The following is an 11,633-nucleotide window of genomic DNA, read 5'->3' on the forward strand; positions in this document are numbered from 1 at the left end:
CCAAAGTCTAAGACTTGTCAGCCTCTTGCGATAAGACTCGCTGAACCACACCCCCAATGGTCAGACCTTGTACCAGTATCGAGAACAGCACGATGAGATAGGTCACCATCACGATGGTATTGCGGTAGTCGCTCTCGGGCAGACCCAGCGCCAGCGCTACCGAAATTCCGCCCCGCAGCCCGCCCCAGGTGAGCACACGCGTGGTCCCGGGACGATAGTGGATCCAGTGCTTCAGCATCATCATGGGCAGGCCGATGGTGATCAGCCGAGTCACCAGAATCACGCCGATGATCGGCGCGGCAACGATCAGATACGACCACTCGAAGGGGATCAGCAGCAGCTCGAGACCGATCAGCACGAACAGCACCGCGTTGAGAATCTCGTCGATCAGCTCCCAGAAGCCATCGACATAGCGGCGCGTGGTATCCGACATGGCGTGCTCGCGGCCGCGGTTGCCGATGAACAGCCCGGCGATGACCATCGAGATCGGCCCCGAGACGTGCAGATGCGTCGCCAGCGTATAGCCGCCCAGCACCAGCGCCAGGCTGACCAGCACCTCGATCTGATACTGGTCGATGCTCTTCATCATCCGGTAGGCGATGTAACCCATCACCAGCCCGAGCAGAATGCCGCCGCCGGCCTCTTCCAGAAACAGCATCGCGGAATGCGTGACCGTCAGCGCTTCGGTCGCGGTCGCCGCCCCCAGCATCATGGTGAAGACCACCACCGCGACGCCGTCGTTGAACAGGGATTCACCGACGATCTTGATCTCCATGTCCTCGGGTGCGCCGGCGCTGCGCATGATGCCGAGCACGGCAATCGGGTCCGTCGGCGAGATCAACGCCCCGAAGACCAGGCAGTAGAGATAGGGCACCGCCATATGGAAGGTAGCGAAGAGCCACCAGGCCGCACTGCCGATCGCCACGGTCGAAATCACCACGCCGATGGTGGCAAGAAAGCTGATCGAATAGCGATAGCGCTTCAGTTTATGGAAATCGACGTGCAGCGCGCCGGCAAACAGCAGGAACGACAGCATGCCGTCCATCAGCAGCGCATTGAAGTTTATCTGCCCCAGCCAGGCTTCGGCCCAATCGGTAATCGCATCGAACCCGACGTGACTCAACGCAATCAACAGCAACGAAGCCATCAGCGAGATGAACATCACGCCGATCGTCGCCGGCAGCTTGATGAATCGGTAGTTGAACCACGCGAACAGCGCAGTGATGGTGATGAAGACTGCTGCGATTTCCAGCATGGAGTCCTTCCCTGTCGCCGCCAGCCAAGGCGAATGATCGATAGGCGTCCTAGCCCATACCGTAACGATAGTGGCTCATGACGATGGCAGCTATGATGCGGGTTTATCCCGCCGGCAATTCGTTGGAAAAGCGAGCAACCAAAAAAGCGGACCCGTGATGGCGGGTCCGCTTTGCATTACTGACCAGGCGGGGCTTTCGACCGGCCTAGCGCATCGATCGAGTCGATGCCTCCACGATCACAGGCCGGCAGCGGCCTTCAGCGTCTCGGCCTTGTCCGTCTTTTCCCACGGGAACGCGGTGAAGGTTTCGGTCTGGGTTTCGCCGTTGACGTCGGTCCAGGTGTAGCTGTGTTCGAACGGCTCGCGTCCGAAGTGGCCGTAGGAGGCCGTCAGCTGATACATCGGATGGAGCAGGTCGAGCATGCGGGTAATGGCATGGGGGCGAAGATCGAAGTGCTCGCGCACCAGCTCGATGATCTTGGCCTCGCTGACCTTGGCGGTGCCGAAGGTATTGATCGAGACCGAAGTCGGCTCGGCGACGCCAATGGCGTAGGAAACCTGGATCTCGCACTTGTCGGCGAGGCCGGCCGCGACGATGTTCTTGGCCACGTAACGCCCGGCATAGGCGGCACTGCGGTCGACCTTGGACGGATCCTTGCCGGAGAACGCCCCGCCACCGTGGCGCGCCATGCCGCCGTAGGTATCGACGATGATCTTGCGTCCGGTCAGGCCGCAATCGCCCACCGGGCCACCGATCACGAACTTGCCGGTCGGGTTGATGTGGAACTGGGTCTTGTCGTGAATCCACTCCGCCGGCAGCACGTCGCGGATGATCAGATCCTCCACCGCCTTGCGCAGGTCATCCTGGGAGATGTCCGGATCGTGCTGGGTCGACAGCACCACGGCATCGACGCCGTTGGGCTTGCCGTTTTCATCATAAGTGAAGGTGATCTGGCTCTTGGCGTCGGGACGCAGCCAGGAGAGCGTGCCGTTCTTGCGCAGCTCCGCCTGACGCTCGACGAGACGATGCGAGTAGTGGATCGGCGCCGGCATGAACGATTCGGTCTCGTTGGTGGCATAACCGAACATCAGGCCCTGATCGCCCGCGCCCTGATCTTCAGGCTTGCTGCGATCGACGCCCTGGGCGATATCGACACTCTGCTTGCCGATCAGATTGATCACGCCGCAGGTCTCGCCATCGAAGCCGACTTCCGAGGAGGTATAGCCGATATCCATGATCACCTTGCGCACCAGATCTTCCAGATCGACCCAGGCGGTGGTGGAGATCTCGCCGGCGACGATGGCGACACCAGTCTTCACCAGCGTCTCGCAGGCCACGCGAGCCTGCTTGTCCCGGGCGATGATGGCGTCGAGGACAGCATCGGAAATCTGATCGGCAATCTTGTCCGGATGACCTTCGGACACGGATTCGGAGGTAAACAGAGAGTATTCGCTCATGGCGTACGGAGATCCCTTCGTTCACTGGTTGCGGCTCGCGGTCACGATCCGCCTGACAAAATACGCAGCGCCGCCGGTCGGAAGGACGGATGAAAACGACGCACGACACTACTGTCCCCAAGGCGCCGGGGCAGGACATAAAAGTCTACACACAGAATAGCTAGCTGCCTATTCTTTGCCACCTAAGCCGCCGATTGATCGGCGCTATCGGACGCTTTTCGTATGGACGCGCTGTATACCGTGCACGATATCGATCAGCCGCTCGATACCCGCCGTGGCGTTCTCCCGCTGCCAGGCATTGCGCCCGAAGATCACGCCCCGCGCGCCGTTGTCCAACGCATTGCGGGTGAAGCTTGCCAGGGCCTCGTCGTCGTTCATTGCCGCCCCGCCCAGCACCAGCACCGGAACCGGGCAGCTGTCGGCCAGCGCGCGCATGTCCTCGGCCTCGCCGGTGAACTGCGCCTTGATCAGATCCGCCCCCAGCTCGACGGCGATTCTCGCGACTCGCGCAATCCGCTCGCCATCGAGACGTCCGCCTTCAAGCCCTTTCTCACGATGCCCCCACACCACCGCTTCGATGATCAGCGGCAGCCCGATCGCCTCGCACTGGCGGGCGGCCTCCGCCACCGCTTCGAGATTGTCGGCTTCTCGCCTGGGGTCGTCGTAACCGGAGATCAGACACATCACCACAGCGTCCGCACCCATCGCCTGCGCCTGGGCCGGTGTCGCGATCATGCGGTGATGTTCCTCGCCCGCCAGGGTGAAGTCGCCCACCATCGGATAGTCGATCCGCAGCACGACCCTGGGCGCCCGGTTATCGGCGAACAGGTCGCCGCAGGACTTGAGCACGCCCGGCGACAGCAGCACCGCCTCCGGCCCGGCCGCGACGATCGCCTCGCAGGCTCGGCGCGCGTCGATCGCATGTTCCACCGGCCCCGCCAGCAAAGTGCGGTCGAACGCCACCATGCAACTCAGGCCGGTATCGCGACGAAACAACCGCCCGACACGTAACCCACTGGAAGAAAAGACGGTCGTCATGACGTGCTCTCCTGAGTCGAGATTGTCGAGTTTTCCTGGCCGGATGTGAGCGTAACGCCATGCTGGCGTGTCGCGATCTCGTACACCGCGTCGATCTCCTCGCGGCGGAGTGTCTCGGCCCAGCCGAGCGCTGCACCGCACAGGGTCGCAACCTCGTCGATCACCGCGCTGTCGAGCTGGCCGGAGAGCGCGATGGGCAGACGCCGGAACAGCACGTCGGCCAGATGTTCGACGCGTTCGAAGCGACAGACGAAATCGATCTCCCCCACCCGATAATCGGCAAGCGAGGCGAGCGGACGCTGCCGATTCACGCCCTCGGCGCTCATTCTCGCGCAGTGCCGCCCCACCGCTTCGCCCCGCGTGCCGTAACGATCCAGCAGCGTGATCGCCCGCTGCCGGTCGCCCTCGCAGAGCGCCGTCACGCGGGAAAGCCACGCCTCCCGCGACGCGGCATCGCGGGGATAATCCCGCCCCCCGCCGATCGCCAACTGCCGGGTATCGATCTCGCGGCGCCGACCGAGCCTGGCGAGCACATCATCCGCCACCTCCTCGGCAAAGCCACGGAAGGTGGTCCACTTGCCGCCCACCAGCGACAGCACCGGCCAGTCGTGGATACGATCCTCGACGATGGCGTGATCGCGGCTGATCTGGCCCGGGTCGGCGGCATCGCTGCGCGGCAGCGGGCGCACCCCGCTGTAGCGATAGCGCACCTGTTCCGGCCCGATCGCGACGCCGGGAAACAGGTAGCGCACCGCCTCGAGCATGTAATCGCGCTCGTCGTCGTCGCAGACGGCCTGGTCCGGCTCGGTGCAGCGGATGTCCGTCGCCCCGACCAGCACATGGTTCATGAACGGATAGATCAGACAGATCCGTCCGTCCGGCGTGCCGAAGTAGATCATGCGCCCGTCGAGCTGGCGCCGGATGGCCGGCACATCGATGATCAAATGTCCGCCCTTGGTGCCGCCGATATGCCGCGTTTCCCGCCCCAACTGGCGGTTGATCTCGTCGATCCAGGCACCACCGGCGTTGATGATGAGTTGCGGCTTCACCGTGAACGCGCCGCCCTTTTCATCCTCGAACATGACCGCTTCGCCATCGGCACCGACGAGATTGACGTGATTGAGCGCCATCGCCCCGCGATGGGTTCGGCAACCGTCGTCGATCAGTTCGAACCCGAGCCGCTCGGCCTGGCTGATCGCCGCGTCGTAATAGGTGTGCAGCGCCCGCACGTCGCGCCGAATATCCGGCAGCGACCGATGCACCTTGCGACCCAGCATCACCGAATGGCGCGGCATGCTGCGAAAGTGACGGCCGAAGAAGTCGTAGAGCGTCAGCCCCACCTCGCTGATCAGGATGCCGCGGTCGTCGATCTTCGCCGGACGCCGAAAGAAGCGCTGGATCGACGGCCAGATGCCGCCCCACCAGCTGTGCGTGGGCATCGCCGTACGCAGCGGATGCACCACGTGCGGCGCGTTGCGCAACAGCAGGTTGCGCTCTCGGGTCGATTGCGCCACCAGCCGGAACTCGCCGGTCTCCAGATACTTGAGGCCACCATGGATCAACCGCGAGGGCGCGGCGCTGGCCCCGGCGCAGAAATCCTGCTTGTCGACGATCAAGGTATCGACCCCCTGCAGTGCCAGATCGCGAAACAGCCCGGCGCCATTGATCCCGGCACCGATGATCAGCACCGAGATCGAAGGGTCGCCCCGCAGGCGTTCCAGTGTCTGCTGGCGCGTCAGCGGGGCTGGATTCAGAGATTCCGTCATCGGGTGGCTCTCCCCATCGGTCTGGATTCGGATTCGGCGTCGGACGCTCCCGCCGACGAGGCCTCGGCATCGAGCACCGCCCACAGCGGACGCAGGCACTCGATCAATCGCTCATAACGCTCGAAGCCTTGCTGACACTCGGCCTGGCGATGGGCATCCGGTATGTAGCGGTGATCGACCTCGCACAGCCGTGTGGCGGTGTCGATCGACGAGAACGCACCGGCCGCGACGCCCGCGCAGATCGCCGCGCCCCAGGCCGCCGCCTCCTGGATGCGCGAGGTTTCCAGCGGCAAGCCGAGCGAATCGGCGAACAGTTGGGCCAGCCGCGGCGAGTGGCTGCCGCCGCCGGTGATACGGATGCGATCGATGGCGAAGGTCGACGCCAGCGCATCGACATGGACACGATGATTGAACACCACGCCTTCCAGAATCGCGCGCAGCACGTGACCGCGACCATGCCAGCCCTGCAGGCCGAACAGCCCCGCACTGGCAGGTTCGTCGTAGGGCGAACCGTAAAGAAAAGGGTGATAGACCAGGCGAGACGGGCTCCGGAATGCCTCGTCCAGCGCCGACTCCATGTCGGCGAGAAAGGCCCCGGCGCCGCCATCGCCGGCCCGGCCCCACTGGCGATGAAACCATTCGAGATTGCTCGACGACGCCGGTGAAATCGCCATGTTGAGCCACTGGCCCGGGCGCAAGCCGTTGCGGGTCGCCCAGCGCGGATCGGGCTTCGGCGCGTCGGAAAAGACTTCGTTGATGCTGAAGGTGCCGGCCGCGATGGTCAGCGTGTCCGACTCGATATTGCCCAACCCCACCGCGCTGGCCGTGACATCGTGAAGCCCCGTCGCCACGGGAGTCCCCGCCTTCAATCCGGTCTCGCGGGCCGCCGCCTCGCAGACATGCCCGGCAATCTCGTCGGGCATGCGCACCTCCGGCAGCGCCTCGAAGACGCTATCGATCCCCAGCATCGACAGCGCGTCACGGCTGTAGCGCTGGGTATCGACATCGGTATAGCCGGTGCTGGCTTCGGTGAAGTCGGTCGCTATCGTGCCGGTCAGCTTGTAACGCAGCCAGTCCTTGCAGGTCAGCACATGGCCGAGCGCAGCGAACCGTTCCGGCTGGTGACTCTGCATCCACGCCAGCAGGCTGACCGGCGAGAAGGCGAACGGTGTCTGACCGATCCGTGCCAGCGCTTCGTCCCGAACGCCCTCCCGACACCAGCGCTCCACGATACCCGCCGCGCGGCTATCCAGTGAGGTGATCGCCTGGCCAAGCGGACCTCCCTTGCGGTCGAGCGGATAGAGCCCGTCGCCATGACCGGTAACGCCGACCGCCAGGATTTCGTCTCCGCCCAGCTCGGCCGCTGCCAAGGCACCCCGTATCGCCGCTGCCGCGCTCGCCCAGGCGGCGTTCATGTCACGCTCGACCCAGTGCGCCTGAGGATGTTCGAGACGGCACGCTTCCCGTCCGACACCCATGACGTTGCCCTCGGTATCGAAGATCGCCGCCTTGGTGGAACTGGAGCCGCCATCGAGCCCCAGCAGATAACCGCGTGACATGGCTGCCTCCCTGCTATCGCCTTCGCCGAATCATTCGGTAGTGGCTTGCACGATCGCCACTCGCGGTCATTTCTAACATTATTCTGTGACGAAAAGTCGTTAGACGTTAGTGTTAACTCTCTTTCTGATATTAAATAAAATAAATTTAATCAAAAACTTAAACATTACCCGCCGAACAGGAAACTTATCCGAGACCAAAGTCATACGGCAATATGTCACTTTTTGGTGTTATTTCTTCACTATTCCTTCGTTATTCGCTTCAGTCCACCAACCCAGCGCCGGAGTCTCCAATGTCCGATTCTCGAGCGTCACTCCCCGAAAGCATGCAGGCCGTGGTCTGTCGCGGCCCGGGCGACTACCGCCTGGAGCGCGTACCGACACCCCGGCCCGGCCCGAGAGAACTGATTCTCAAGATCCAGGCCTGCGGGATCTGTTCGAGCGATCTGAAGTGCCGCGATGGCGCCGCCATGTACTGGGGCGACGGTGAACGCTTCCCGCCCTGGGTCAAGCCACCGATGATCGTCGGTCACGAATTCGCCGGCGAAGTGGTCGCGCTCGGTGAAGGCGCCGCCGAATACTTCAACGTCGAACTCGGCATGCGCGTAGTGCCGGAGCAGATCCTGCCCTGCCGTCAGTGCTTCTACTGCCAGCGCGGCCACTACTGGATGTGCGAGGTGCACAACATCTTCGGCTTCCAGGGCAGTGTCGCCGACGGCGGCATGGCGGAATATCTGCGCGTGCCGGCCAACGCGGTGCTGCATCCGGTCGATCCGCGCCTGAGCGTCGAGGATGCCGCCTTCCTCGAGCCGCTGGCCTGCGGCATCCATGCCGTCAATCGTGCCGACATCCAGTTCGACGATACCGTGGTGATCGCTGGCGGCGGCCCGATCGGTCTGGCGATGGTCCAGCTCGCCAGACTCAAGACGCCCAGACAGCTGATTCTGGTCGATACCCATGACGATCGCCTGGCGCTGGCCCGCGGCTACGGCGCCGATCACGGCTTCAACCCGCACCGCGACGACATCGCCAAGGAGATCCGCGCGCTCACCGGTGGTTACGGCTGCGAGGTCTATATCGACGCCACGGGCTCGTCGAGCGGCGTGATCCAGGGGCTGGAAGCCCTGCGCAAACTGGGGCGCTTCGTCGAATTCAGCGTGTTCAAGGAGCCCACCACCGTCGACTGGTCGACCATCGGCGACCGCAAGGAGCTGGATATTCGCGGCTCGCACCTTTCACCGCACACCTATCCGGTCGCGATCGACCTGCTGGCCCGTGGCCTGGTGACGACTCATGGCATCGTGACGCACCACGTTCCGCTGGCCGAGTTCGAGCGCGGCTTCGAGATCGCCGCCCGGCGCGATTCGATCAAGGTCGTGCTCACCGCCAGCGAGAGCTGACGGGGAGCGCCATCGAATCGCCGCGTCGCGGTAGACTACGCCCCTCATTTCTCACGTCACGGGAGAGCCATGACCTCGTTCGGAACCCAGGCGCCGCAACCTGCGATCAAGGGCGCCTCGGCGCGCCGACAGGCGATGCTGGACTACCTCATTCAGGCCGGCTCGGCCCAGGTCGACGAGCTGGCCGAACGGTTCGGCGTCAGCCGCATGACGGTACACCGCGATCTCGACACGCTTGCCGAACAGGGAATGGTCAACAAGCAGCACGGCGGCGTCACCACCCGCTCGTCGAGCGTGTTCGAGAGCAACTTCGCGCTGCGCTCTCATATCGCCAAGCGGGAGAAGCAGGCGCTGGCCCACGCGGCGCTGGAGGAGATCGCCCCCGGCGAAGCGGTGATGCTGGATGACTCCACCACCGCCAGCGAACTGGCATCGTTGCTGCCCGCCCGCGAGCCGCTGACCGTGATCACCAACGGGCTGGAGAGCATCGGTCGACTCAAGACTGCGGCCGGTATCAAGCTGATCACCCTGGGCGGCGACTACCAGCCGCGCTTCAATGCCACCTTCGGCCTGCTGTGCGAGCAGACGCTCGCCAATCTGCGCGCCAACGTTGCGGTGCTTTCCGCATCGGCCATCCTTGGCACGACGGCCTACGTCCAGGACCCGGCCGTGACCCAGATCAAGCGCGCCCTGATGGCCGCGGCCGAGCGGCGCATTCTGCTGATTCACAGTGCCAAGTTCGGCAGTAGCGCGCTCCACCGCCTCGCCGACCTGAGCGAGTTCGACCTGATCCTGATCGACTCGGGGCTTGCCGACGAGCATCGCCAGGCGTTGGACGACGCCGGCATTTGCTACCGTCTGCTCAAGCTCTGATCCCACGCCCAACAAAAAACCGCCGCGAGCCAGAGCCCGCGGCGGTGAATCGACAAACGGTTTCGCGTCTTACTGCTGGAGCACGAACGGCGACGTGTACTTGTCGACGTTGTCTGGGGTGATCAGCAGGCAATCGAACAGGTGCTTCTCGCCCTGCACACCGGTTTCCCCTGTGGTAATGAACTTGTCCGCCATCTGCACGGCCGCCTTGGAGAAGATCGCTACCGGCTGCAGCACGGTGTACGCCAGTTCGCCGGACTTGACTGCCTCGACCGCATCGGGCGAGCCATCGAAGCCACCGACCACCACGTCGTCCAGCCTGCCGGCTTCCTTGAGGGCAGCGATCGCACCCAGCGCCATCTCGTCGTTGCCACTGATCACCCCCTGGATATCCGGGTTGGCCTGCAGCAGGCTCTGCATCTTGTTGAAGCCCTGGGTGCGATCCCAGTTGGCAACATCTTCACCGACCTTGTTGAGATCCGGATACTGACTCAGCACGGTTTCATAGCCGTTGGAGCGGGTCGCAGCGTTGTTGTCGGAAGGCGCGCCCTTCAGCTCGACATAGTTGGCCGAGTCGCCGACCGTCTGTACCCACTGTTGGGCACCCAGTGCCGCGCCCTGAGCATTGTTGGACACCAGCTGCGCCTTGGCCAGCCCCTGTTCGTTGATTTCGGCGTTGACCAGAAAGACCGGAATGCCGGCTTCGACGGCCTTGCGTACCGCCCCGACGGAGCCATCAGCGTTGGCGGGATCGAGAATGATCGCCTTGGCCTGATTGGTGATCGCGGTGTCGATCTGGCGGCTTTCGGCGTTGGTATCCCCTTTATGGGCGCTGACGTTGGCTTCATACCCCAGCTCCTCGGCGGTCTCGCGGGCAATCTTGCCCTCGGTGAACCAGTAGGGGTTGGAGGTGTCGTTGACGATGATCGAGATCAGCCCCTTGTCCTGCGCCATGGCGCTTCCGGCGAGCAACGGCGCACTGACGGCGAGGGCTGCGATCAGCAGGCGTTTTCCTGTCTTGAACATGATGGATCACCCTTCTTTTGCGGTTGTGTTTCTAACCCGTGTCGATCGACACGTACGGGTTAATGCTGCGTTGCCGGCTTGCCGGCGCTACTTTCCGCCCCGGGCGTCGCGCGGGATGCGTCGTCGCTCGAGGATGGAGACGTGGGCGAAGCGGGCGCCTTGGGTTCAGGCGTTTCGGGCTCGGACGACTGGGTCGCGCGTTTCTTGCGCCCGCTGTACTGAATGCTGTTGAGCAGAACCGCCAGCACGATCACCGCGCCGGTGAAGACGGTCTGCCAGTAGGAGGAGACGCCAATGATGACGAGGCCGTCGGACAAAAACCCGATCACGAACGCCCCGAGCAGGGTGCCGCGCACGTTGCCGCGGCCGCCGGTCAACGCGGCACCGCCGATGACCACGCCAGCGATGGCGGTCAGTTCGTAGGTGGTACCGGCGGTGGGGCCGGCGGAGGTCAACTGGGAAGAGAGCACCAGCCCGGCGATCGCCGCGCAGATGCCGGAGAGCACGTAGACCGAGACCTGCACTCGCTTGACCGGTACGCCGGAGAGCTCGGCCGCCCGCGCGTTGCCCCCGGTCGAGTAGACCCAGCGACCGAACGGGGTGCGCGCCAGCGCCAGAATGGTGACGACCGCGACCGCCGCCAGAATCAGCACGCCCACCGGCACGCCGAACAGGCGATTGAAGCCGAGCCAGTCGAAGCCGGTGTTGCCCAGCTCCGGGCTGCCGCCGAGATTGTTGTAGGTCAGGCCGTCGGTCATCAGCAGCGCCACGCCGCGAGCGACATAGAGCAGCCCCAGGGTGGCGACGAAGGCCGGCACCTTGAAGTAGGCGATCAGCACGCCGTTGATGGCACCGACGAACGCGCCCAGCGCGCAGGTGAGAATGACCACGACCCACACCGGCGGATAGAGCGTCACGCCGAACATGTCGAAGGTCACGCCCTGCATCAGGAAGCCGGCCACGACTCCCGCCAGGCCCAGGGTCGAGCCCACGGACAGGTCGATGCCGCCGGTCAGAATCACCAATAGCATGCCGATCGACAGCAGCCCGAAGATCGCCACGTGGGACGACATCGTCAGGAAGTTGTTGGTCGAGAAATAGACCGGCGATAGCGCCGAAAAGATGATGATGATCGCGATCAGGGCGAAGAAGGCGCGCCCTTCCAGCAGCAATCGACCCAGGTCGAAGCCACCGCGTTGGCGCTCTGCCGCTTGGCTGTGTTTGGACATGTCAAAACTCCATTCGAGGAAAGGCGCTAACG

9 protein-coding genes are annotated in these 11,633 nt (G+C 63.9%); 2 read left to right on the forward strand and 7 right to left on the reverse strand.

Translation table 11 applies throughout. The features are described 5' to 3' along the window. Window positions 1-7: 7 nt before the first annotated feature. The 5 genes from BC443_RS08555 to BC443_RS08575 all read right to left on the reverse strand — a co-directional run bounded on the left by BC443_RS08555 (window position 8) and on the right by BC443_RS08575 (window position 7,076). The gene (locus BC443_RS08555; protein ID WP_071231420.1) at window positions 8-1,255 is read right to left on the reverse strand and encodes a sodium:proton antiporter; all 1,248 of its coding nucleotides are present in this window, start codon (window positions 1,253-1,255) and stop codon (window positions 8-10) included. Window positions 1,256-1,492: 237 nt separating this feature from the next. Continuing rightward, complete coding sequence (gene metK, locus BC443_RS08560; RefSeq protein WP_071231421.1) at window positions 1,493-2,713, reverse strand: methionine adenosyltransferase; 1,221 nt, start codon at window positions 2,711-2,713, stop codon at window positions 1,493-1,495. Window positions 2,714-2,917: 204 nt separating this feature from the next. Beyond that, window positions 2,918-3,751 (reverse strand): hypothetical protein, encoded by an 834-nt coding sequence (locus tag BC443_RS08565; RefSeq protein ID WP_071231422.1) that lies wholly within the window; start codon window positions 3,749-3,751, stop codon window positions 2,918-2,920. Then, window positions 3,748-5,517 carry a glycerol-3-phosphate dehydrogenase/oxidase gene (locus tag BC443_RS08570; RefSeq protein WP_071231423.1) on the reverse strand — a complete coding sequence of 590 codons (1,770 nt, stop codon included), beginning with the start codon at window positions 5,515-5,517 and terminating at the stop codon, window positions 3,748-3,750. Before BC443_RS08570 ends, BC443_RS08565 begins: the two co-directional genes overlap by 4 nt. After that, the gene (locus tag BC443_RS08575; RefSeq protein ID WP_071231424.1) at window positions 5,514-7,076 is read right to left on the reverse strand and encodes an FGGY-family carbohydrate kinase; all 1,563 of its coding nucleotides are present in this window, start codon (window positions 7,074-7,076) and stop codon (window positions 5,514-5,516) included. The genes BC443_RS08570 and BC443_RS08575 overlap by 4 nt, the downstream gene beginning before the upstream one ends. A gap of 290 nt (window positions 7,077-7,366) precedes the next feature. Between BC443_RS08575 and BC443_RS08580 the strand changes: the two genes are divergently transcribed. Continuing rightward, complete coding sequence (locus BC443_RS08580; RefSeq protein ID WP_071231425.1) at window positions 7,367-8,473, forward strand: alcohol dehydrogenase catalytic domain-containing protein; 1,107 nt, start codon at window positions 7,367-7,369, stop codon at window positions 8,471-8,473. Between the two features lie 69 nt (window positions 8,474-8,542). Beyond that, window positions 8,543-9,346: a DeoR/GlpR family DNA-binding transcription regulator gene (locus BC443_RS08585; protein ID WP_071231426.1), complete on the forward strand. Its 804-nt coding sequence runs from the start codon at window positions 8,543-8,545 to the stop codon at window positions 9,344-9,346. A 69-nt stretch (window positions 9,347-9,415) separates the two neighbouring features. On the opposite strand, the gene BC443_RS08590 is transcribed toward BC443_RS08585, so the two are convergent. After that, window positions 9,416-10,372: a D-ribose ABC transporter substrate-binding protein gene (locus BC443_RS08590; protein WP_071231427.1), complete on the reverse strand. Its 957-nt coding sequence runs from the start codon at window positions 10,370-10,372 to the stop codon at window positions 9,416-9,418. A gap of 59 nt (window positions 10,373-10,431) precedes the next feature. Beyond that, complete coding sequence (locus BC443_RS08595) at window positions 10,432-11,601, reverse strand: ABC transporter permease (RefSeq protein WP_071231428.1); 1,170 nt, start codon at window positions 11,599-11,601, stop codon at window positions 10,432-10,434. Between the last annotated feature and the right edge of the window lie 32 nt (window positions 11,602-11,633).

The sequence above is a fragment of the Salinicola sp. MIT1003 genome (genome assembly GCF_001858555.1).
GTDB classification, from domain to species: domain Bacteria; phylum Pseudomonadota; class Gammaproteobacteria; order Pseudomonadales; family Halomonadaceae; genus Salinicola; species Salinicola salarius.